General features: G+C 67.4%; 15 protein-coding genes and 2 riboswitches. Of the genes, 6 read left to right on the top strand and 9 right to left on the bottom strand.

Annotation, left to right across the window (positions count from 1 at the left end; all coding sequences use genetic code 11):
• Positions 1-181: 181 nt before the first annotated feature.
• The 4 genes from KME82_RS04890 to KME82_RS04875 all read right to left on the bottom strand — a co-directional run bounded on the left by KME82_RS04890 (position 182) and on the right by KME82_RS04875 (position 2,967).
• The gene (locus KME82_RS04890) at positions 182-409 is read right to left on the bottom strand and encodes a DUF6289 family protein (protein ID WP_215497524.1); all 228 of its coding nucleotides are present in this window, start codon (positions 407-409) and stop codon (positions 182-184) included.
• Between the two features lie 256 nt (positions 410-665).
• Positions 666-896: a DUF6289 family protein gene (locus KME82_RS04885; protein ID WP_215497523.1), complete on the bottom strand. Its 231-nt coding sequence runs from the start codon at positions 894-896 to the stop codon at positions 666-668.
• A 244-nt stretch (positions 897-1,140) separates the two neighbouring features.
• Positions 1,141-1,788: an HAD hydrolase-like protein gene (locus tag KME82_RS04880; protein WP_215497522.1), complete on the bottom strand. Its 648-nt coding sequence runs from the start codon at positions 1,786-1,788 to the stop codon at positions 1,141-1,143.
• A 3-nt stretch (positions 1,789-1,791) separates the two neighbouring features.
• A complete protein-coding gene (locus KME82_RS04875; RefSeq protein ID WP_215497521.1) occupies positions 1,792-2,967 on the bottom strand; it encodes a phosphoglycerate kinase in 1,176 nt (391 codons plus the stop codon).
• Between the two features lie 530 nt (positions 2,968-3,497).
• Between KME82_RS04875 and KME82_RS26800 the strand changes: the two genes are divergently transcribed.
• On the top strand, positions 3,498-3,629 hold the full coding sequence (locus KME82_RS26800; protein WP_286673205.1) for a hypothetical protein: 132 nt from the start codon (positions 3,498-3,500) through the stop codon (positions 3,627-3,629).
• A 670-nt stretch (positions 3,630-4,299) separates the two neighbouring features.
• Here the strand turns inward: KME82_RS26800 and KME82_RS04870 are convergent.
• Together KME82_RS04870 and KME82_RS04865 are read right to left on the bottom strand one after the other, a co-directional pair.
• Positions 4,300-5,685, bottom strand: coding sequence for a DUF3999 domain-containing protein (locus tag KME82_RS04870; RefSeq protein WP_215497520.1), 1,386 nt, complete (start codon positions 5,683-5,685; stop codon positions 4,300-4,302).
• Complete coding sequence (locus KME82_RS04865) at positions 5,682-8,441, bottom strand: DUF2339 domain-containing protein (RefSeq protein ID WP_215497519.1); 2,760 nt, start codon at positions 8,439-8,441, stop codon at positions 5,682-5,684. Before KME82_RS04865 ends, KME82_RS04870 begins: the two co-directional genes overlap by 4 nt.
• A gap of 123 nt (positions 8,442-8,564) precedes the next feature.
• Positions 8,565-8,847, top strand: a riboswitch (cobalamin riboswitch).
• A 408-nt stretch (positions 8,848-9,255) separates the two neighbouring features.
• On the opposite strand from KME82_RS04865, the gene KME82_RS04860 reads away from it, so the two are divergent.
• The 3 genes from KME82_RS04860 (at position 9,256) to KME82_RS04850 (ending at position 13,354) form a co-directional block, all read left to right on the top strand.
• Positions 9,256-11,619 carry a ribonucleoside-diphosphate reductase subunit alpha gene (locus tag KME82_RS04860; RefSeq protein WP_252255759.1) on the top strand — a complete coding sequence of 788 codons (2,364 nt, stop codon included), beginning with the start codon at positions 9,256-9,258 and terminating at the stop codon, positions 11,617-11,619.
• 163 nt (positions 11,620-11,782) lie between these two features.
• Complete coding sequence (locus tag KME82_RS04855) at positions 11,783-12,802, top strand: ribonucleotide-diphosphate reductase subunit beta (RefSeq protein WP_215497517.1); 1,020 nt, start codon at positions 11,783-11,785, stop codon at positions 12,800-12,802.
• A gap of 180 nt (positions 12,803-12,982) precedes the next feature.
• On the top strand, positions 12,983-13,354 hold the full coding sequence (locus KME82_RS04850) for an acyl-CoA thioesterase (protein ID WP_056107351.1): 372 nt from the start codon (positions 12,983-12,985) through the stop codon (positions 13,352-13,354).
• Between the two features lie 4 nt (positions 13,355-13,358).
• Here KME82_RS04850 and KME82_RS04845 read toward each other — a convergent pair whose 3' ends face one another.
• Positions 13,359-13,985, bottom strand: a complete 627-nt coding sequence (locus tag KME82_RS04845; protein ID WP_215497516.1) for a hypothetical protein — start codon at positions 13,983-13,985, stop codon at positions 13,359-13,361.
• Positions 13,986-14,087: 102 nt separating this feature from the next.
• Between KME82_RS04845 and KME82_RS04840 the strand changes: the two genes are divergently transcribed.
• Complete coding sequence (locus KME82_RS04840; RefSeq protein WP_345777988.1) at positions 14,088-14,537, top strand: aldo/keto reductase; 450 nt, start codon at positions 14,088-14,090, stop codon at positions 14,535-14,537.
• A gap of 54 nt (positions 14,538-14,591) precedes the next feature.
• Here KME82_RS04840 and KME82_RS04835 read toward each other — a convergent pair whose 3' ends face one another.
• Positions 14,592-16,742: a TonB-dependent receptor gene (locus tag KME82_RS04835; protein ID WP_215497514.1), complete on the bottom strand. Its 2,151-nt coding sequence runs from the start codon at positions 16,740-16,742 to the stop codon at positions 14,592-14,594.
• 244 nt (positions 16,743-16,986) lie between these two features.
• The gene (locus KME82_RS04830; protein ID WP_430538828.1) at positions 16,987-18,123 is read right to left on the bottom strand and encodes a hypothetical protein; all 1,137 of its coding nucleotides are present in this window, start codon (positions 18,121-18,123) and stop codon (positions 16,987-16,989) included.
• 477 nt (positions 18,124-18,600) lie between these two features.
• Positions 18,601-18,871: riboswitch (cobalamin riboswitch) on the top strand.
• A gap of 187 nt (positions 18,872-19,058) precedes the next feature.
• Between KME82_RS04830 and metE the strand changes: the two genes are divergently transcribed.
• Positions 19,059-21,338, top strand: a complete 2,280-nt coding sequence (metE, locus tag KME82_RS04825; RefSeq protein ID WP_215497512.1) for a 5-methyltetrahydropteroyltriglutamate--homocysteine S-methyltransferase — start codon at positions 19,059-19,061, stop codon at positions 21,336-21,338.
• Positions 21,339-21,752: the final 414 nt, after the last annotated feature.

Raw genomic sequence — 21,752 nt, 5'->3', positions numbered from 1 at the left:
AGCCCCAAACGAAAAGCTCCGGAGCGAACGGAGCTTTTCGAACGGCACGCCGCCGGCGCCATCGTCACCGCGGATGCGATGCCAATCGCGCCCGGCGGATCAGTCGTTGCGCTGCATACCGTCTCTCACGCGCGGCCTCGTCGTGGCCGCGCGCGAAGTGCGTGGGATGCCGATACGCGACTCAGCTGTCGGTGCCGCAGCCCTGCACGAAACGCTTGTTGCTGTTGCTGTGGGTGGTGTCGCCCCAACGCCCGTCGGCCGCGCCGCAGCCCGCGGTCCACTTGCCGATCTGCGCGCCTTCGGCGCTGTAGTAGTACCAAGTGCCCTGCCAGTTGGCCATGGCGCTGAACGACATGCCGCCGGCCAACGCCAGCGCGAATACCGCGGAAAACAATCCGATACGACGCATGCGATATCTCTCCCGAGTGTGCGGCACCCATTCGCCGCTCGCGCACCGTATCCCAGACTTGTCATGCGCAGGCATGAAATGCGCGTTAAGCCCTGTCACGACTTTGTGTATTCGTGATTGAGTTGGCTTTTGGCTTTTTTTGATTCGACAATTTCGCGGTCTGCTCACGCGGCGGCCATGCTAACGGCGATGCCGCCGTCGACGGTGGCACGGCCGTCGGACGCGATGCGCCCGCGGCCGTGCCCGGTGTTGCCGATTACAGGCACACGGTCGGCGAATCGGTATAGCGGTCGGTGCGCACGCCCCATTGCGAGAAATGCACGTTGTCGCAATCGTTGACCCAGCGACCGACCAGATGCCCCTGGTTGTCGAAGAAATCGCGCTGGTAGCCCGGCGCCAACGGCGGATAGCTAGGAACCGACACCGCGCTGGTCGAAGCGAACGCGATCATCAGGCCCAACAGACTGATCTTTAACAGACGGCTCATGCATGACTCCGTGTGTGAACGCGGCCTCCTTGGCCGCGTAGCGACACTAGCGCAGCCTGCGCGCGCCCCGGACGAGGCCGCACGGGGAAAACCCGAGTCCGTGACGCAGATCGCGGATTGCGCGCCGCGGCGCCTCATCCGCGCGCACAACCGAGCCTCGCGGCGCGGGCGGTGGCGAACACGACGAAGGGCGCCCGAGAGCGCCCTTCGTATCCACATCCCGGTCTTCAAGCCGAGGCGGCGTTCAAGCCGCGAGCAACACCGGCAACTGCGACGGCATCGCCGCCAGTTGGTGCGCGCCGGCCTCACGCAATTCGTCTTCGCTGCCGAAACCCCACAGCACGCCGATGTTGCGCATGCCATGGCGAATCGCGCCTTCGATGTCCATGCGCCGGTCGCCGATCATCAGGCACTGCGCCGCATCCATCTGCAAACGACGCATCGCCTCTTCGATCAGATCGACCTTGTGGGTCAGACGGCCGTCCTGGGTCGAACCGATCACGTCTTCGAAGCGATCGCCGAACGGCAGATGGTCGAGGATCTTGCGCGCGTTGTCCTCGTTCTTCGCGGTCACCACCACCAGCCGGTGGCCGGCCGCATGGACGGCGTCGAGCATCTGCGCGACCCCGTCGTAAACCTGATGCTCGGTCCAGCCTTCGCGGGCGTAGCGTTCCAGGTAGAACGCCACCGCCTGCTCGGTCTTGTCCGCATCGCCGAGCAAGGGCTGGAAACTGGTGCGCAGCGCCGGCCCGATCCAGCTGCGCAGCGCGTCGGCGTCGGGCACCGGGTGGTCCAGGCGTTCGAGCGCATAGGCGATGGAGCGGGTGATGCCGACAGACGAGTCGATCAAGGTGCCGTCGAGATCGAAGAACAGCGTGGTCTTCACCGTCACGGCTCAGCCCGCGCGCTGCTTGAGCGCGGCCACGGCGGGTAGTTCCTTGCCCTCGAGGAATTCGAGGAAGGCGCCGCCGCCGGTGGAGATGTAGCTGACCTCGTCGGCGATGTCGTACTTGTCGACCGCGGCCAGGGTGTCGCCGCCACCGGCGATCGAAAACGCCTTCGACGCGGCGATCGCGCGCGCCAGGGTTTGCGTGCCCTTGCCGAACGCATCGAATTCGAACACACCGACCGGGCCGTTCCAGACCACGGTGCCCGCGCTCTTGATCAGCTCGGCGTAACGCGCGGCGGTGTCCGGGCCGATGTCGAGGATCATGTCGTCGGCGCCGACCGCGTCGACCGCCTTGACCGTGGCCGGCGCATCGGCGGCGAACGCCGGCGCGACCACCACGTCGGTCGGCACCGGAATATCCGCGCCGCGCGCCTTGGCGTCGGCCATGATCTTCTTGGCGGTGTCGATCAGATCGGTTTCGACCAGCGACTTGCCAACGCTGTGGCCCATCGCGGCGATGAAGGTGTTGGCGATGCCGCCGCCGACGATCAGCTGATCGACCTTGCTCACCAACGACGCCAGCAGTTCGAGCTTGGTCGACACCTTGGAGCCGGCGACGATCGCGAGCAGCGGACGCGCCGGGTTGTCCAGCGCCTTGGCCAGCGCATCGAGTTCGGCCATCAGCAGCGGGCCGCCGGCGGCGACCTTGGCCTGGCGGATCACGCCGTGGGTGGAGGCCTGCGCGCGGTGCGCGGTGCCGAACGCGTCCATGACGAACACGTCGCACAAGGCGGCGTACTTTTTCGACAGCGCCTCGTCGTCCGTGCCTTCGCCGACGTTCATGCGGCAATTCTCCAGCAGCACCAGCTGACCGGGCTGCACTTCGACGCCGTCGACCCAATCCTTGACCAGCGGCACCTCGATGCCGAGCAGTTCGGACAGGCGCGCGGCGACCGGCGCGAGCGAATCGGCCTGGCTCCACTGGCCTTCCTTCGGCCGGCCCAGGTGCGAGGTGACCATGACCGCGGCGCCCTTTTCCAGCGCGAGCTTGAGGGTCGGCAGGGCCGCGCTGATGCGCTGTTCGGAGGTGATGCGGCCGTCGTCGATGGGGACGTTGAGATCTTCGCGGATCAGCACGCGTTTGCCGGCGAGATCGAGATCGGTCATGCGGACGATGGGCACGGGGACTCCTGGGTCTAAGGGAACGGGGTCGGCGCGGGTCCTTGGCGGACCGGCGGTTCGGGGTGGGTATTGTCGCGGCGTGGGAGGGTGAAATAAACCTCGGGGGCTGAATGGTGGTCTTGGGCAGCCCGGTCGGGTTGGCATTCCGGTGCGTATGCCGCGGCTCGCTCTTGCCTCTTGACTCTGCCTCTTGCCTCTTGACTCTGCCTCTTGCCTCTTGACTCTGCCTCTTGCCTCTTGACTCTGCCTCTGCCTCTGCCTCTGCCTTTGCCTATGCCTATGCCTATGCCTTTGATTTTGAGCTTCGGCTTCGGCTTGACTTTGCTTCGGCCCGGCGCGGCTTGTAACTCGCGATGCAAGAGCAGGCCCGAAGGGCGACGCGCATGGATGCGCGTCGTGGTCCACCCAGGACATGGATGTCCTGTGTGGACCGCCCCCGCGTATGCACCGCACTAGCGGGCTCTTGATTCGAAACAGGAACGCCTTTTTCTTTGGTGACTTTTGACCGAAGGGAATCCAGACGGACTTTTGTGGCTCTGGACAAAAGAAAGTTACCCGCCGCTTTAGTGGCGGAAGCTTTTGACTCTGCTGGAAGCTTCAAAGGCTTCAAAGGCTTCAAAGGTTTCAAAGGTTTCAAAGGCTTCAAAGCTTTGAAGCTGTAGAGCTTTTGAAGCCAGAGGCAAGATCTACAGCTTTCGTCCGCAAGCGGCCGAGTTACTTTCTTTTGTCAAAAGCGACAAAAGAAAGGTAACCAAAGAAAAACGCTTTTCTTTGAATCAAGAGCCCGCAAGTGCGGTGCATACGCAGGCATGCGCCACACGAGACATCCTGTCTCGGTGGCGCACGGCGCACATCCATGTGCGCCGCCCTCCGGGTGTGCTTTTGGTCTCGCGAGTTACAGGCTTCGCAGCGCTGGCAATGAAATCTGACTTCAGGCGTAAGCCGCATGGGCCACCTGTAGGAGCGACGCGAGTCGCGACCGCGGGAATACGGCTACGGCGCAGGTTACGAAGTTGTCGCGATCGCGCGGTCGCGGCTCGCGCCGCTCCTACAGGGAGGCGGCGGATCATGCGCCAAGGTCGGGGGGATTGGCGGCTACTTTGCGCTGAAGGCGATGGTGCTGAGGCTCGAGGCGATCGGAAACGAAAGCGTCGGGGCTGAAGCCCCTCCCACAAAAGACTTCGCGGTTTGGCGGTTTGGCGGTTTCTCACCGGGCAAGAAGACGCAACCGGCCGCAACAACGCCCGAGCAGGATTCCTCGCCGTCAAAAGAAAACGGCGCATCCGCATGCGCCGTTTTCTTCATCTCAAGCGTATCCACGCCACCAACACATCAAGCCGTCGGCGGCTTGCTCGTGCGCAACACACTGAACGCAAACCCCGCCACCAACAACGCACCGACCACCAGCACCGCCCACAGCACCCACGACCGCCAATCGCGCTTGGGCTCCGGCGCCGCCAAGGCCGCATCGCCGGCGAGCGCCGCGCTCGTGCCGAGACGAGCGTCGGACGGTTGCCAATCCTGGCCGCGGCTCTTGCGCAAGGCCTCGATCAAATGCGCCAACGGCGACTCCGCACGCGCCGCGCGCCCACTGCCCGCCACCAGCGCATACGGCGGCGCGCCCTGGGCCAGGAACACCACCACTTCGGGCCGATAGCCCAGGCGCAACACCGGTTCGCCCGGCACCGCGCCGTTCGCGCGCAAGCGCCACAGACGGTCGCGGGTGGTGTCGCCCAGTTGACGCGCGGCGGAACGATCACCGCTGCCCTGCCCGGCGACCTGGTACGCCATCCACGGCCCGGCCTGCGGGCGCCAGCCCTGCTCGGCGTCGTCGCGGCTGTCCAGGCGCCATTCCAGCGCGTGGTTGCCGGGCAAGGCCACGTCGGCCTGCTGGATCGGGAAGCGGCCGTCGAGCTGATACTCGAACGCAACGCTGCCGTCGCGCTGCTCGACTCGCTTGCCTTTCAACTCGCGCCATTGCAGCGGCGCGCTGGCCGCGGTGCTCGCCAGTTCGGCGGTGACCGCGCTGATCTGCGCGGCCGATTTCGGGTCCTGCGGGGTCAGCCGCAGGTAACGCGCCTGTTCGCCCATGGCGTCGAACACGATCCGCCGCTGCACCAGACGTTGGCCGCCGCGTTGCAGATCGACCAGGCGGCCGCTGCTGGCGAAGGTGCGCCATTGATCGAGGTTGTCGCTGCCTTCGACCGTGTACGCCGCGTCCAGCGTGGCGCCGGGCGTCCATTCCAGTTCCAGCGCGAGGATCGGCGAACGCAGCTTGCTGGCGTCGAGCAACAACGAGGTCTGCGGCAACTTGCTGGTGTCGCTGCCGGTGCTGCGCGCCTCCACCCGGCGCAGGCGGCCGTCGGTTTCGATCTCGCTGACCAGTTCCCAGCCTTGCGTGCTCGAACCCGACGGCGAGGCCGGCAGCGCGAACCACGGCAGTTGCACGCGCTGCGGCGCGCGCGCCAACGGCTGCTCGGGCGTGAACACCGCCGCCGGCACCGGCACGCCGCTGCCGTCGAGCACGTCGATGTCGCGCAACTGCGCGCTGTCGGCCTGCCGATACACGCTGTCGTCGAGCACCACGCGGTACGCGCCGGCATCGTCGCGGCCCAGGTTCAACGGCCACTGCCGGGCGTAGTCCTCGCGCGCGCCGGCCAGCGCCAGCAGCGGCACGGCGGCGGCGATCAACACACCGTTGCGGACACTGCGCTTCATGCTTGGACCTCTCGTGAATCGTCCTCGCCATCCGGGCGAGCGGCGGAATCGTCGGGCTTGCTCGGCGGCGCCGGCGCGAAGTAACCGACCAACATGCACAGCAAGCCGTAGGCGATGAACGAGGCGATGCCGAGCAGATTGCCCAGGTGACCGCGGTCGATCCACACCAGCTTGACCAACACCACCGCCATCAGCACCGCGCCGGCCAGCCACAGGACGCGCTGGCCGCGGCGCGAACCGGCGATCCAGCCGGCCACGCCGAGCACGCTCCAGACCACGGTCAGGCTGGTCTGCACCAGGCTGGTCGAGAACATCGACGCGTCCCACGGCACCTGGCCCCAGAAGTGCGCGCTGCGCAGCACCTCGACGGTGATCAGCACGAAGCCGGCCACCGCCAGCACCGGCACGCGGCGCGCGCGCACCGTCGGGTCGATCATCGGCGAGGCCAGCCACGCGCCGACCACCACCAGCGTCGCCAGCTGCATCAGGCTCAACGGATTGAGCAACGGCAGCCACATCAACGGATGCGGGTTGGCCGGAGTCGTCAAGGCCAGCGCGATCACCGCCACCAGCGCGGCGACGAACAACGCCATCGCCACCGAGCGCCATTGGCCGAACCGCGCGGCCAGCGGCTGCGCGATCAGGTTCGGCCGCCACAAGGTCAGCGCGGCCATGATCAAGATCGGCAGCAGCAACGCCGATGCGGTCCAGCCCGAACCGAAATTGGCCACGCCGTCGTCCACCGACATCCGCAACAAGCGGAACAGGCTCAGACCGAGCACCAAAGCCCACGACCACAACCAGCCCAGATGCGCGACCGCGAGTTCGCTGCCGGCGCGCTCGCGCAGGTTGAGCAGGCTACGCCCGCCGAACGCCGCGTACAGCGCCCAGGCCAGCCAGCCCAATGCCGCGAACGGTTGCTGGTGCTGATCGATCTGGATGAACACCAGCGGCAGGCCGCTGAGCATCGCCAGGGTGCTGGTCGCCGACAGCGCGCGCCAGTCGTGGCGACGGAATACTTCCGAAGCGATCCAGCCGGTGAACGCGACCAGCATCAGCACCGCATCGGCGCTGTTGCGGTCGGCGACGAAGTCGGCGATCTCGCTGCCCGTCGCCGCCAGCCACCAGGCCATGCCCCACAGGTAGAACAGCGCGGCCGGCGTGCGGTCGGCGCTGCGCCGGTAGCTCCAGGCGCTGGCGAAACCGGCCAGCGCGATCAGCAGCGCGCCGGCGAAGTTGGCGTTGAGCAGCGGCGTGTCGCCGTCCCAGACCGAATCGCTGGCGCCGATGATGAAGGCGAGCGCCGCGGCCACCTGCAAGCCCATGCCGGTCATCTGCGGCAACCAGCGTTGCTGGCGCAAGCCCAGCCAGATCAGCGCCGCGCCTTCCAGTGCGAACACGCAGGCGGTGGCTTCGGCGGCGAGCGCGAGCGGCACGGCCAGGGTGGCGAAACCCACCGCCAGCAGCGCGTACGGCGTCGCCAGCGCGACGAAGCGCTGATCGCGGCGCAGCCACCACGCCAGCGCGGCGTAGATCGCGCCCAGGCCGAGCGCGCAGAACGCCAGCGGCATGCGGTCGCCTTCGAGCAACCCGGCCTGCAAGGTAAACGCGATCAGCGGCGTGCCGAACACCAGGCAGCCGTCGATCAGATCGCGGCGTCCGGCCGCGCGGCGGCGCGCGTACAGCACCGGGATCAGCAGGTAGAACGCGAAGAACAGCAGCAGGAACGGCTCGGTGGTCGAAAAATGCTCCGGCCGGTACTTGAGCACGCCCCACAAACTGCCGATGCCCCAGGTGAACACGAAGCCGAGCAGATTGAGGATGCGCCACGCGCGCCACCAGGCGATCGCGAAGATGCCGGCGTTGAGCACGGCGTAGTAGCCGAACAAGGCGACGTGGTTGCCCGAGCCGGTCGACAGCCAGATCGGCGCGAGGAAACCGGCGAGTATCGCGAACACCGCCAGGGCCAGCGCGTTCTGCTTCACCGCCAGCACCCCGGCGCCGGCGACCAGCACCACGCTGATCGCGAACGCCGCGCCGGCCGGGATCATGCCGTACAGCTTGAACGCGGCGAACACCACCAGCAGCAGCACGCCGATCGCGCCGCCCTGCAGGCTCAGGCCGAAAATGCGCTTGCGTTCGCGCTGGCGCCAGCCGAACACCAGCCCGGCCATCGCCGCGATCGCGATGCCGGCCTGACGGAACTCCATCGGCACCCGCATCCAGCCCTGGTCGCTGGCGTACTTGAGCAACGCGGCCACGCCGGCCAGCAACACCAGCATGCCGACCTTGACCGGCACGTTGCCCTCGGTGAACCAGCGCCGCACCCAGCGCACGCCGAGGGTGAACACGTCGGGCTCGACCGGCGCGGCCGGCCGGCGTGGCGGCATCGGGCGCGGCGGCGGCGCGGCGGCCGGAGGTGTGGGCGGCAACGGCGGCGGCGAAGCCGCGGTGGTGGCAGTGGGCGGCGGCACGGGCGACACGTGCGCGGGCGGCGCGGCGGCGGCATCAGGGACGGCCGCCTGCGGTCGCGACGGCGGCGGCGCTTCGCGCGCCATGCGCTCGGCCAGGGTCTCGTCGTCGGCGTTGCGCGCGACCTGTGCAGGACGGGCCGACGGGGCGGGCGCGGCCTGGGTGAGGCGGCGTTCGAGTTCGCTCACCCGCGATTTCAGTCCGGACACCTGGACCAGCGCGACGATGAGCAGAACCGGGACCAGCAGCAAACCCAGTCCCAGCAAGACAATCAGTGCTTCCATCACAGTTCCCCAGTCCTTATGGCGGGCAGGTTACACCGATGTGAGGCGTAGGGAAGCATTGCCTTCACTCCTTATATACACGATTCATTTACCACATATCGCGTTGACGAAATCGCGTAACCACACTATGTTGTGCCCGTCGGTGCCGATCGCGAGGTCGGCTGAAAAGGGAAGCCGGTAGGGATCGCGCTCACGCGCGCTTCGAAGCCGGCGCTGCCCCGCAGCGGTATGGGAAACGAACGGGTCATGGCACTGGGCGGTATGCCTGGGAAGCGATCCTGGTAGGAGGAACGGGACACGGGCAAAGAAAAGTGAGATACGGGTCACCCCTCGTCGCTCACTTCTCTTTGCCCGTTTCTCGCTCCGGGTCCCGAGCCCGAAGACCTGCCGACAGCCGCGCGTCGCACACCGCGCGGTCCCGGCCCTAAGGAGTCTTCGGAGGAAGACGGCCGGTGTCGCGGCACGACGGTCGACCGTCGCGCCCGCCCGTTCCGGCGCGATGCGCGGAGCGGGCCGTCCCGGACCTCGCGTCTCGGGCCGCGCGACACCCAGCCAGCAAGCTCCGAGATTCCCGCCCGCGGGGGCACGGCCGTGCCATCAGTGACGCCGCGCGCGCGGTTCGTCGTCGGTGGCGCGTCGGCGTCTCCGCACCGTGCATCCACGCCCCGGAGTAACGCTCATGACCACGCTCGCAACCGACCCGTCCGCCGCCCCCGTCGCGGACGCCCCCGCCGCCCCCGCCAAACCCGTTGCCCGCGATGCGCACGACGCCGCGCCCGGTTTCGCCCTGACCCCGCCCGCCGCCAACCTGACCATGAGCGTGACCAAGCGCAACGGTCGTCGCGAACCGGTCGACCTCAACAAGATCGTGCGCGCGGTGACCCGCAGCGGCGAGAACCTGTATTCGATCGACCCGATGCGCGTGGCGACCCGCACCATCTCCGGCCTGTACGACGGCGCGACCACCCAGGAACTCGACGAACTGTCGATCCGCACCGCCGCCCTGCTGACCGCGGAAGAACCCGAATACGGCCGCCTCGCCGCGCGCCTGCTCGCCGGCGTGATCGAGAAGGAAGTCGCCGGCATCGAGATCCATGCGTTCTCGCAGTCGATCCAGCGCGGCCATGAGCTGGGCCTGATCAACGAGCGCCTGGTGACCTTCGTCCAGGCCAACGCGCGCAAGCTCAACGACGCGATCGACCGCAGCCTCGACGCCAAGTTCGATTACTTCGGCCTGCGCACGCTGTACGACCGCTACCTGCTGCGCCATCCGACCGCGCGCACCGTCATCGAAACCCCGCAGCAGTTCTTCCTGCGCATCGCCTGCGCGCTGAGCGAAGACGTCAGCGACGCGCTCGCGCTGTACCGCCGCATGGCCCAGCTCGATTACATCCCGTCGTCGCCGACCTTGTTCAACGCCGGCACCACCCACGAGCAGCTGTCGAGCTGCTTTCTGCTCGACTCGCCCGACGATTCGCTGGAAAGCATCTACAAGCGCTACATGGACGTGGCCAAGCTGAGCAAGTTCAGCGGCGGCATCGGCTTGAGCTACACGCGCATCCGTTCGCGCGGCTCGCTGATCCGTTCCACCAACGGCCTGAGCAACGGCATCGTGCCGTGGCTGAAGACGCTCGACGCCTCGGTCGCGGCGGTCAACCAGGGCGGCAAGCGCAAGGGCGCGGCCTGCGTGTACCTGGAGCCGTGGCACGCCGACGTCGAAGAATTCCTCGAGCTGCGCGACAACACCGGCGACGAAGCGCGCCGCACCCACAACCTCAACCTGGCCAACTGGATTCCCGACGAATTCATGCGCCGGGTCGAGGCCGACGCCGACTGGTCGCTGTTCGACCCGTCCAAGGTGCCGCAGCTGACCGACCTGTGGGGCGAAGCCTTCGACCGCGCCTACCACGCCGCCGAAGCCGCCGGCCTGACCGCCAAAAAGGTGAAGGCGCGCGACATCTACGGCCGGATGATGCGCACCCTGGCGCAGACCGGCAACGGCTGGATGAACTTCAAGGACAAGTCCAACCGCGCGTCCAACCAGACCCTGCGCGACGGCAACGTCATCCATCTGTCGAACCTGTGCACCGAGATCCTGGAAGTCACCTCGCAGGACGAAACCGCGGTGTGCAACCTGGGTTCGATCAACCTCTCGCATCACGTCGAGATGTTTGAGGACGGCAAGGGCGCATTCGATTTCGACAAGCTCGCCGAGACCGTGCGCCTGGCCGTGCGCCAGCTCGACCGCGTGATCGATCTGAACTTCTACCCGATCGAAACCGCGCGCCGCGCCAATCTGAAGTGGCGTCCGGTCGGCCTGGGTTCGATGGGCCTGCAGGACGTGTTCTTCAAGCTGCGCCTGCCGTTCGATTCGGAGCCTGCGCGCAAGCTCGCCCAGGAAATCGCCGAGGCGATCTATTTCCACGCGCTGTCGGCGTCGAACGAACTGGCGATGGAGCACGGCAAGCACCCGTCGTTCGACGACACCCGCGCCAGCGTCGGCGAGCTGCAGTTCGAGGCCTGGGGCGTGACCCCGTCGCAGCCCGAGCGTTGGGACGAACTGCGCAAGCGCATCGCCGAACACGGCCTGCGCAACTCGCTGCTGATCGCGATCGCGCCGACCGCGACCATCGCGTCCATCGCTGGTTGCTATGAGTGCATCGAGCCGCAGGTATCGAACCTGTTCAAGCGCGAAACGCTGTCGGGCGACTTCCTGGTGGTCAACAAGTACCTGGTCGAGGAACTCAAGAAGCTCGGCATGTGGACCGCCGAGATGCGCGACCGGATCAAGATGGCCGAAGGCTCGATCCAGTCGGTGACCGAAGTGCCCGATGCACTGCGTCAGGTCTACCGCACCGCGTGGGAACTGCCGATGCGCTCGCTGATCGACATGGCCGCCGAACGCGGCGCGTATATCGATCAGAGCCAGTCGCTCAACCTGTTCATCGAGAGCCCGAACATCGGCCAGCTCAGCTCGATGTACATGTACGCGTGGAAGAAGGGCCTGAAGACGACGTATTACCTGCGTTCGCGTCCGGCCACGAAGATCGCCAAGACCACGGTCAGCGCGCCGGTCGCGGCGACGCCGAAGCCCGAGCTGGTGCCGGTGGAATTCACCACCAGCGAGGCGATCGCCTGCTCGCTGGAAAATCCCGAGTCCTGCGAAGCCTGCCAGTAAGCCGCCTCCGCTTTGCTCCCTCTCCCGCGTGCGGGAGAGGGCCGGGGTGAGGGCTTCGCGCAGCGCCAGGCTTGCGTCGTCACCGACCTTCTCGCGCCCTCATCCGCCCTTCGGGCACCTTCTCCCGCCAGCGGGAGAAGGACGCAATATCCAAGGAACCACCATGTCCACCGATTCAAACCGCCTCCTGCTCGATCCGGGTTTCGATCTCACCCTGCGGCCGATGCGCTACCCGCATTTCTACGAGATGTACCGCGACGCGATCCGCAACACCTGGACCGTCGAGGAAGTGGATTTCTCGCAGGACGTCAACGATCTCAAGCACAAGTTCGGCCCGGCCGAGCGGCATCTGGTCGAGCGCCTGGTCGCGTTCTTCGCCACCGGCGACAGCATCGTGTCGAACAATCTGGTGCTGAACCTGTACCAGCACATCAACGCGCCCGAAGCGCGCATGTACCTGTCGCGGCAGTTGTACGAGGAAGCGCTGCACGTGCAGTTCTACCTGACCCTGCTCGACACCTACCTGCCCGACCCGAACGAGCGCGCCAAGGCCTTCGACGCGGTCGAGAACATCGCCTCGATCCGGGCCAAGGCCGAGTTCTGCTTTCGCTGGATGGATTCGATCCAGGGCCTGCAGCGCATCGAGACGCGCGAGCAGCGCCGCCAGTTCCTGCTCAACCTGATCTGCTTCGCCGGCTGCATCGAGGGCCTGTTCTTCTTCGCCGCGTTCGCCTACGTGTACTACCTGCGTTCGCGCGGCCTGCTCAACGGCCTGGCCTCGGGCACCAACTGGGTGTTCCGCGACGAAAGCTGCCACATGGCGTTCGCGTTCGAAGTCATCCGCACCGCGCGCGAGGAAGAGCCCGACCTGTTCGACGCCGACCTGCGCGCGCAGGTGGTGAAGATGTTCGAGGACGCGGTCGATTGCGAATACCAGTTCGCCCAGGACGTGCTGTCCGGCGGCGTGGTCGGCCTGTCGTTGAAGGACATGCGCCAGTACCTGGAATACTGCGCCGACCAGCGCATGGCCCAGCTCGGCATGCCGAAGCATTTCGGTTCGACCAACCCGTTCGCGTTCATGGACCTGCAGGACGTGCAGGAAGTGACCAACTTCTTCGAGCGCCGGGTTTCGGCGTATCAGGTCGGCGTGCAGGGCGAAGTGGCGTTCGACGAAGCGTTTTGAGTTTTCGCGGCCAGCCCCGCCGCTCCGAGCCCCTCTCCCGCTTGCGAGAGAGGGGTTGGGGTGAGGGCGCGAATGCCGACGTTTCGAGTAGAAATCAAAAGCCCCTCACCCTAGCCCTCTCCCGCAAGCGGGAGAGGGAACTCGTCCGTTTGAAAATCACTCGCCTGAGCCTGAGCCCCCATGACCGAAGCCCGCATGACCGAGATCGTGTTCCCCGATCACACCAACCATCTGGGCACGCTGTTCGGCGGTCAGGCGCTGGCGTGGATGGACAAGGCCGCCTTCATCGCCGCCACGCGCTACGCGCGCACCGTCGTGGTCACCGCGCGTTCGGAGCAGATCGATTTCCACACCGCGGTGCCCAAGGGCGCGCTGGTCGAACTGGTCGCGCGGGTGGTCGAAACCGGCCGTACTTCGATGCAGGTCGAAGTCGAGATGCACAAGGAAGACCTGCTGACCGGCGACTCCCAACTCGCCACGCGCGGCCGTTTCACCATGATCGCGCTCGGCATCGACGGCAAGCCCACGCCGGTGCCGCCGCTGGCGCGCTGAGGATTCACCGCTCGGGCGGCGGCGTGCCGCAGTCGCTGCCCGTCGACGCGCACGGCCGCAGCGCGCTGAACGAAATGCCGGCCCAACTGCGGCGCACGTCCACGCGCAGACGCGGATGTTCGTACAACACCGGACCGAGCGCCTGATGCGTTTCGATCCGTAACGGCGGCACCAGCCCGTCGGTGTCGGGTATGAAAGCGAAGCTCAGGGTAGTCGTCACCGCGCCGCTGCGGCCACGACGCTGGCGTTGCTGCAACTTGCTGGTCTCGCCGACCACGCTGTAGGCCTGCCCCCAATGCGCGTTGTATTGCGCGACGCCCAGACCGAGCGTGCGCCACACCACCAACACCAGCGCCACCGCCAGCACCGCGACCGCAATGCGCCACGCACGCGCTCGCGGGCCGGCGGTCAGGCGGTAGCCGAGCCAGCACGCGAGGCCGATCAGGGCGAAACTCCCGGCGCGCCACAACAGACTCGGCTGCGGCGCCGCGTCCTGTTCGCCCGCCGTCGTCGGCAACCACAAGGCGAGCGCGACGACCGCGGCGGTCGCGACCAGGATGACCGCGATCAGTTTCCACACCGCGGTCCTGGACAGGTCGACGCTGTAACCGTTGGAGCCATTGGCGGACATGCGCGGATTCCATAAATGCATTCGCGGCGAGCTTAGCCGCAACGCGCGCCGGCACAAGCTGCGGATATCTCGAGGTGAACGCGCTGCCTAGACTCGCGGCACCTGGCGCGCGAACTGGGCATGGGCGTCAGCGCCTGGTCGCCGTTGGCCTCGGGCGTGCTCAGCGGAAAATATTCGCGCGCCGATCTCGATCCGGCCACCGCGCAGGGCCGCCGCGCGGTCGCGATCGGCAACGGCGCCTTGACCGAGCGCGCGCTGGACATCGCCGGCACGGTCAAGGCGATCGCGGCCGAACTCGCGCGGCCGCCCTCGCAAGTCGCGCTGGCGTGGTTGCTGCAACAGCCTTACCAGATCGCGCCGGTGATCGGCGCGCGCACCCTCGCGCAGTTGCACGAGAATCTCGGTGCGCTCGATGTCGAATTCGACGATGCGCAGCGGCGGCGCTTGCACGAAGCCAGCGCGATCGCGCTGGGGTTTCCGCACGACTTCCTCGCCCTGCCCGGCATCCAGCAGGCCATGTACGGCGGCGCGCGGATTCGACGCGGCTGGTAAGACGTCGCCGTTTCGAAGCGGGCGCGGCCATGACCGCGCCCGCCTCGCCCCGAATCAGAAGCGATAGTCCATGGTCAGACTGAGCGTGCGCGGCGCGCCCGGCGCGTTGAAACCGTCGACAGAGCCATGCGCCGAAGCGAAGTAGCGCTTGTCGAACGCATTCTCCAGACGCAGGCGCCAATCCCACGGCCCGGTCTGGTAACGCAGGTTGAAATCGAATCGGGTGAACGCGGGCAGCGCGCTCAGATTGGTCGGCGCGGCGTACTGCATGGCGACGTGCTGGACCAGGCCGCCGACGCTGAAACCGCGGCCCAATGCGTACTCCGCATACACCGACGCGCTGTGGCGCGGCGTCAGCGGCGAGGTGCGGCCCTGAAACGCGACGCCGCTGGCGACGTTGTTGGACTTGGTGATCTCGCCATCGAGATAAGCGTAGCCGGCATACAAGTCCAGGCGCTGATCGAGCAAGGACGCGGCCAGCCCGACCTCGGCGCCGCGCGTGCGCTGGGTGCCCACGCCGATCTGCCGGCGCGGGTCGACCGGATCGGTGGTCTTGATGTGTTCGCGCTGCGTTTCGAACACCGCCACGTCGAAACTCAGCAGACCGTCGGCGCGCGCGAACTTGTAGCCGATCTCGCGGTTCGACGTGGTTTCCGGGCTCAGATCGACATTGACCGTGCTCAGCGGCAGGCTCTCGGCCGAGGGCTGGAACGATTCGCCCCAACTCGCGTACAGCGATTGCTGCGCGCTCGGCATCCAGATCAGGCCCAGGCGCGGGCTCCATTCGCGATCGCTGCGGTCCAGCGCGGGCGCGGCGGAATTGAGCGCATCGCGGGTTTGTTGGCGGTAATCGTCGTAACGCGCGCCGACCACGGCCTTCCACTGCGTGCTCAGGCTGATCTGGTCCTGCACGTACAAGGCGGCGTTGCGCAGGCGGCTGCGCGCGGCGGCTTCGGGACGCGGATTGAATTGCGGCCGGTCGAGCACCGGATTCAGCAGGTCGATCGGGGTGGCCACGCCGCCGTAGCTGGCCTGGTCTTTACGCTCGTAACTGAGCTCGCTGCCGATCAGCACACGATGCCGCCCGCCCTCGTAGACCAGATCGGTCTGCGCGAACCACGCCTGCTGGTCGCGGCTATTGCCGGCGTGACGGCGCGCCGACAGCCAACGACCGTTGCGCAGGAACGGATTGCCGCTGATCAAGGTGTTGCGGCGATCCAACTCGTAGTCGGTACCGCGCAAGGTCACGCGCAGGTCGAGTTGTTCGCTCAACGCTTTGCTGTAAGTCGCATTGAAGATATTGACGCGGGCGCGGCTGTAATCGTCGTGGCGCGCATCGCTGGAGCCGTAGTAGGTATCGATCGGCCTGTCGACCGGCCGGCCGAACAGGCTCGGCATGCCGAAGTCGGTGACGCGTTCGTCGCGCTGCGCGCTGGCCTGCAGCAGCAATTGCCCGCCGCCGAGTTCGAACCGGTACGACGGCGCGATCAGCCAGCGTTCGATGAAACCCTGGTCGCGGAAGGTATCGGAATCCTCGAGCGCGCCGACCACGCGGCCCGCGCCCGGACCGAGCGGGCCGGTCAGGTCGAACTCGCCGCGGCGGCCGCCTTCGCTGTCGGCGTACAGGCGCAGCTTGCCTTGCGCGGTATCGAGCGGCTGCTTGCTGACGCGATTGATCAGGCCGCCCGAGGAGCCGCGGCCGAACAGCATCGCCGCGGTGCCCTTGAGCACTTCGATCCGCTCGACGTTGGCCAGATCGCGGTAGTACATGGCGTCGTCGCGCACGCCGTCGAGGTATTGGTCGGCGAGCGCGCTGAAGCCGCGGATCGCGACCTGGTCGCGCTGGCCGTCGCCGTTGTTGAGGCCGACGCCGGGCACCAGCGCGAGCATTTCGTTGAGCGAGCGGCCGCCCTGGGCGTCGATCAGCGCGCGCGGCAGCACGGTGATCGCCTGCGGGACTTCGATCAGCGCGGTGTCGGTCTTGGTCGCGCTGCGGGTGCGCTCTGCGCCGAACTTGGGCCCGCCCACGCCGCGCACCTGGATGTGGTCGAGTTGGTGGACCTGCGATTCGGCCTGCGCTTCGGCCGCGGGTTCGGCGGAGGATTCGGCGGCGAACGCCAGCGACGGCGACACGGACAGCGAGCACAACGACAGCAGGGCCAGCGCGAGACGCGCCGGCGCCGGCCGGTAAAGGAAGGCGGACATCGGGAAAACTCCTGCGAGGGCGATTGGCTCGAGCCCGACAGGCGTGCTCTGGCTGGTACAGGCGGCGATTTTCCGGGCCACGAGACGCGATCGCAAGTGCGAATCGCGTTTGCGCCCACGCACGCAGTGGCGGCAACGATGCCGGGCGACGGCGCAGACCGCGGTTTTCAGCATTTCATGCGAAGGCGAAGGCGGCTCGACGGCACGAGCCGCATCCAGCGACGCCGCCGCTCAATCCGACTGCTTACTCAACCTGCCTGGTAGCCGACTTCTTCGCCGCGCCCTTGTCGGCGCCCTTCGCGCCATCGCCCGCGGCCTTGGCCTCGTTGCTGACCGCCTCTTCCTCGAACGGCAACAGGTCGGGCAGATCGCGCGCATACAGATCGGCCGGGCTGTCGGACGGGCAGGTCTTGTCGGGGAAACCGTACTCGCCCTGCAGCGCCTTGGCGCATTCGGGCATGGATTCGAAATTCTTGCCGGTGGCCATGCATTGCGCGTCGAAGGCGCGGCGGAACGCTTCGCGGCGGCGGACGAAATCGTCGCCGCACTTGCGGGTCAGGCGAATGCGGTCGAGATCGTCCTGCGCGGCGTTGGTGCCGTCCAGGCCGAACAGCTTGAGTTCGTCCGGGGTGAGGATGCGCAGGTCGCGATTGGCCACGGTCATCATCAGGTCCGACACGCTGGTGGCCACGCCGTTGCGCTCGAGGTAGTCGCGCACTTGCTGGTTGATCGAACGCAGCTCGCGGCTGAGTTCGGCGCGCGAGGTCGCGGTGGAGCGGTCGCGCATCAACCGATGGATGCCGACCTTGCCTTCGACCGAGCGGGTGTCGCCGGCCGCCAGCACCAGCACGCAGGCGCTGTGGCAGACCGAACCGTCGCGCACCCAAATCGCCCAGCCCGATTCGGCGATCGAATCGCCGGCGCGGATCGCTTCCTCGACGTGGCCGCCGCTGGAATCGATGTCGAGAATGCGGGTCTGGATCTCCATGCGCGTGGCCATCGCCGCGACCCGCTGCACCAGCGCGGTGAAGCCCGCGCCGATCTTGCCCTGATAGCGCAGCCGCACCACGCCGCGCGCCTGGCACGGCGACAGCGCGTCGACCAGGCTGAAGAAATCCAGCGAGGTCAAACGCTCGCCTTCGCCGAAACTGGGGTAGTCGTATTCGCAGCTGATCCGGGCGACGCCGCCGTCGAGCTTGGCCGGCGGCCAGTAGGTGCCGCGCAGGATCTCGTCCTCGCTCGGCGGCGCCGGCGCGACCTTGGGCGTTTCGTTCTGGCTGCCCATCGTCACCGGCTCGGCGCTCGCCGCGGCCTGCGGCTCGCGACCGCAGGCGGTCAACAGCAGCGCGCACAGCAACGGGGCGAGCAAGCCTGCCAGCAGCGGGGTCCGTTCGAAAAACATGGTTTATCCACCGAAGTCGGAATCGCGCGGGACCGTCCTGGCCCGCGCCGCGCATCATGCGCCTGTGCAAACGGTAGCCGCAGCCACGCACAAGCTCAACGGCGGCGTGCATGCGGAACGAAGCGACAGGCGAGCATCATCATCGTGGGCGGCGCATGAACGCCAGCCGCAGAAAACCGGCGCTGTCCCGCGCCGCCGCGCAGGGGCCATAAAGCGCAAACCGCGCGGGTGGCGAGGGCGGGTGTCGGCACGGCGGGAGGCATCTTCAGCCCTCGGGTCTTTCGCCCAGTTCGCGGCGATCGGAACGAAAAGCGTCGGGGCTGAAGCTCCCTCCCACGGACGCCTGGCCGCTTCGTCGCTCGGCGTCGCAGCCTCGCCCCGCGCCGATTGACTTCACCGGCGCCGCTGCGTACCTTGGCGCCGTTACGGTGAACATCGCTTCATAAAGATAGAGCGATGGGACACGCCGTCCAAGGCCACCGCCGCGGACGGCCAGAGGGAATCCGGTGCGAATCCGGAGCTGCCCCGCAGCGGTATGGGAAACGAACCGGTCTTGGCACTGGGCGGTACGCCTGGGAAGCGACCCTAGTAGGCAAGGGCGAGGGTAGAGTTCAGAACAGTAAGAAACGAACAACGGCTGCGGCTTCTACTCGTTTCTCGCTGTTCTGCACTCTGCTTCTCGCTCCAAGTCCCGAGCCCGAAGACCTGCCGCGACCGGAAGGCTCGCCTTCCGTCCGACTCCGGTATCCGCCCGCCTCGTGCCTGCACGCGGCGCGACGGGTGCCGGTTCGCCCGCGGGGGCGAAGGTCGAAGCCAAGGTTCGCGGCGAAGCCGGGCGCTGATCGCGCCGGGCCGGCGTGGCCGTGGTTTCCTTCGTTGCCCTGCGTCATGCCCACGCATCGCAGGTACTCATCATGATCAGCGTTACCCACCTCGGCTTCCCGCGCATCGGCGCGCGGCGCGAGCTCAAGCTGGCCCTGGAATCGTTCTGGAAAGGCGACACGCCGGCCCAGTCGCTGCACGACACCGCCGCCTCGCTGCGCGAACGCCATTGGCGCCTCGCCCACGACGCCGGCGCCGACGTCGTGCCGTGCAACGATTTCTCGCTCTACGACCACGTGCTCGACAACGCGGTGTTGTTCGACGCCATCCCGGCCTCGCACCGCGCGGCGTTCGAAGAAGACCCGCTGGGCGGCTATTTCGCCCTCGCCCGCGGCGTGCAGGACGGCCGCCGCGATCTGCGCGCGCTGGAAATGACCAAGTGGTTCGACACCAACTACCACTATCTGGTGCCGCAGTTCGAACCCGGCCAGCGCTTCGCCCTGCGCGGCGACAAGCCGCTGGCCGAACTGGCCCAGGCGCGGGCGCTGGGGCTCGACGCGCGGCCGGTGCTGCTCGGCCCGGTGTCGTTCCTCAAGCTCGGCAAGCGCAACGACGGCGGCGACCCGCGCGAGTTGCTCGACGCCCTGCTGCCGGCCTACGCCGAACTGCTGGCCAAGCTCAAGGCGGCCGGCGCGCAATGGGTGCAGTTGGACGAACCGACCCTGACCCTCGACCTCGACGACATCGACCGCGCCGCGTTCCGTCGCGCCTACGCCGCGCTGGCCGAAGTCGATGCGCCGCAGCGCCTGCTGACCACGTATTTCGGCGCGCTCGGCGACAACGCCGCGCTCGCCGCGCAATTGCCGGTGGAAGGACTGCATGTCGATCTGGTGCGCGCGCCGCAGCAGCTCGAAAGCCTGCTGCCGCTGCTGCCGGAACAGCGCGCGCTGAGCCTGGGCGTGGTCGACGGCCGCAACATCTGGCGCGCCGATCTCGACGCCGCGCTGAGCCTGGCCCGTCGCGCCGGCGACCGGGCGCAATGGCTGGCGCCGTCGTGCTCGCTGCTGCACGTGCCGACCGATATCGAACTGGAACGCAAACTGCCCACGCCGCTGCGTCACTGGATGGCCTACGCCAGGCAGAAGATCGAAGAACTGCATCTGCTCGCCGGCGTGCTGAGCGGCGACGCCGAAGCCGCGCGCGATCTCGCCTCCGCCGCCAGCGCGCGCGCCGCGCGCCTGGCTTCGCCACTGCTGCGCAACGCGCAGGTGCGCAAGCGGCTGGCTGCGATTGAACCGGCGATGGCCCAACGCGTGTCGCCGTATGCAAAACGCGCGCAGCTGCAACAAGAACGTCTGAACCTGCCACTGTTCCCGACCACCACCATCGGCTCGTTCCCGCAGACCGCGCAGGTGCGGCGCGCGCGCGCCGAGCACAAGGCCGGCAAGCTCGACGATGCGGCGTATCAGGCGTTTCTCGAAAACGAAACCGCGCAGTGCCTGCGCGAGCAGGAAACGCTCGGCATCGACGTGCTGGTGCATGGCGAATTCGAACGCAACGACATGGTCGAATACTTCGGCGAGCAACTCGACGGCTTCGCCTTCACCGCGCACGGCTGGGTGCAGAGCTACGGCTCGCGCTGCGTCAAGCCGCCGGTGCTGTTCGGCGACGTGGCACGGCCGCGCGCGATGACCGTGGAGTGGACGCGCTACGCGCAATCGCTCACCGCGCGTCCGGTCAAGGGCATGCTGACCGGCCCGGTGACGATCCTGCAGTGGTCGTTCGTGCGCGACGACCAGCCGCGCGCCGACAGTTGCCGGCAGATCGCCCTGGCCTTGCGCGAGGAAGTGCTGGACCTGGAAGCGGCCGGGATCGCGGTGATCCAGATCGACGAACCGGCGCTGCGCGAAGGCCTGCCGCTGCGCCGCGCCGATTGGCCGGCGTACCTGGCCTGGGCCGGCGAATCGTTCCGCCTCGCCGCCAGCGGCGTCGGCGATGCGACCCAGATCCACACCCACATGTGCTACGCCGAGTTCAACGACATCATCGAAGCGGTCGCGGCGCTGGACGCCGACGTGATCTCGATCGAGACCTCGCGTTCGCGCATGGAACTGCTCGACGCGTTCGCGCGTTATCGCTATCCCAACGGCATCGGCCCGGGCGTGTACGACATCCACTCCCCGCGCGTGCCCAGTGAAACCGAGATGCGCGAGTTGCTCGACAAGGCGCTGGAGGTGCTCGATCCGGCGCAGCTGTGGGTCAATCCGGACTGCGGCTTGAAGACCCGCGGCTGGCCGGAAGTGCGCGCGGCGCTGCAGGCGATGGTGCAGGCGGCGCAGGGCTTGCGCGAGTCGGTAACTGCGGTGGCGTGAGGCAACGCGGCACCATACCCACGCAGGGGCGAAACGGGATGCGGTTACACGCCGACGTGGTTAAGCGAGCGCTACGCCAAGCAACTGCATCGCTGCGATTCCTCTAGACGATCCCCCCCTTTGAAAAAGGGGGGCCAGGGGGGATTTGCTCTTGCCCTCAGGTCGCGTCGCGCTTCAAGCAAAAAGCGAATCCCCCGCGCGAGTCATTACGCATACCCGTCGAAGCTTCGCAGCGCGCAGCCCCCTTTTCCAAAGGGGGCTAATTCGCGTGCTCGACGCCGTTACGCGCCACTCCAGAGCTCTGTCGATCGGCTCAGCGTTTGCGACAGTCGACATCGGCGAAAACGTCGCCACCGCAAACAAAAAGCCCCGCGATCGCGGGGCTTTTCGTCGACCGCCGCCGTCACCGGCGAC

This window comes from Lysobacter capsici (assembly GCF_018732085.1).
In the GTDB taxonomy this organism is placed as follows: Bacteria; Pseudomonadota; Gammaproteobacteria; order Xanthomonadales; family Xanthomonadaceae; genus Lysobacter; species Lysobacter capsici_A.
This window is presented reverse-complemented; position numbering and strand designations above follow the sequence as displayed.

What these genes read in the sequence shown, in the direction of transcription:
- KME82_RS04835 (WP_215497514.1), bottom strand. Translation starts at nt 16,742, where the DNA reads ATGTCCGCCTTCCTTTACCGGCCGGCGCCGGCGCGTCTCGCGCTGGCC.
- KME82_RS04865 (WP_215497519.1), bottom strand. Translation starts at nt 8,441, where the DNA reads ATGGAAGCACTGATTGTCTTGCTGGGACTGGGTTTGCTGCTGGTCCCG.
- KME82_RS04870 (WP_215497520.1), bottom strand. Translation starts at nt 5,685, where the DNA reads ATGAAGCGCAGTGTCCGCAACGGTGTGTTGATCGCCGCCGCCGTGCCG.
- metE (WP_215497512.1), top strand. Translation starts at nt 19,059, where the DNA reads ATGATCAGCGTTACCCACCTCGGCTTCCCGCGCATCGGCGCGCGGCGC.
- KME82_RS04860 (WP_252255759.1), top strand. Translation starts at nt 9,256, where the DNA reads ATGAGCGTGACCAAGCGCAACGGTCGTCGCGAACCGGTCGACCTCAAC.
- KME82_RS04850 (WP_056107351.1), top strand. Translation starts at nt 12,983, where the DNA reads ATGACCGAAGCCCGCATGACCGAGATCGTGTTCCCCGATCACACCAAC.
- KME82_RS04885 (WP_215497523.1), bottom strand. Translation starts at nt 896, where the DNA reads ATGAGCCGTCTGTTAAAGATCAGTCTGTTGGGCCTGATGATCGCGTTC.
- KME82_RS04890 (WP_215497524.1), bottom strand. Translation starts at nt 409, where the DNA reads ATGCGTCGTATCGGATTGTTTTCCGCGGTATTCGCGCTGGCGTTGGCC.
- KME82_RS04855 (WP_215497517.1), top strand. Translation starts at nt 11,783, where the DNA reads ATGTCCACCGATTCAAACCGCCTCCTGCTCGATCCGGGTTTCGATCTC.
- KME82_RS04845 (WP_215497516.1), bottom strand. Translation starts at nt 13,985, where the DNA reads ATGTCCGCCAATGGCTCCAACGGTTACAGCGTCGACCTGTCCAGGACC.